The organism is Desulfovibrio sp. OH1186_COT-070 (assembly GCF_003860215.1).
GTDB lineage: Bacteria > Desulfobacterota > Desulfovibrionia > Desulfovibrionales > Desulfovibrionaceae > Desulfovibrio.
In genome coordinates this window covers 1-482 of record NZ_RQYH01000159.1, presented here as the reverse complement: position 1 = coordinate 482, position 482 = coordinate 1, and the positions used below count along the sequence as shown (strand labels likewise).

At 63.9% G+C, this 482-nt stretch carries 1 protein-coding gene; it reads left to right on the top strand.

The window, feature by feature from the left end; all coding sequences use genetic code 11:
* On the top strand, positions 1 to 482 hold a 482-nt coding region (locus EII23_RS12345), incomplete at both ends, for an NAD(P)(+) transhydrogenase (Re/Si-specific) subunit beta (RefSeq protein WP_148091292.1).

Below are 482 nucleotides of genomic sequence, written 5' to 3'. Positions count from 1 at the left end.
GCCAACACGGCGGAAGGCACGCCCATCTACGGCATGCCCATTCTTGCGGTGGAAAACTGCAAGAACATCATTATCTGCAACTATGACGACAAGCCCGGCTATGCGGGTGTTCCCAACCCCCTGTACGGGCGAGAGGGCGTGCGCCTCATGCTGGGCGATGCCTCGCAGACCTTTGACAAGCTTTTGGCCTATGCCCAGGGCGAGGACGCGGCTGGCGAAACCGCGGCTCCGGCAGGCCCGGCGGGCGCGGGCAGCGGGGAGGCCGCCATTGCGCGCCTTGTGCAGGATGCCAAAAACGTCGTGATTGTCCCCGGTTACGGTATGGCACTGGCCCAGGCCCAGCACAAGGTCAAGCAGCTTTCCGATCTTCTGGAAGGCAGGGGAGCCAAGGTGAGCTACGGCATCCATCCTGTGGCGGGCCGCATGCCCGGCCACATGAACGTGCTGCTTGCCGAGGCGGACGTGGATTATGAGCGCCTGCT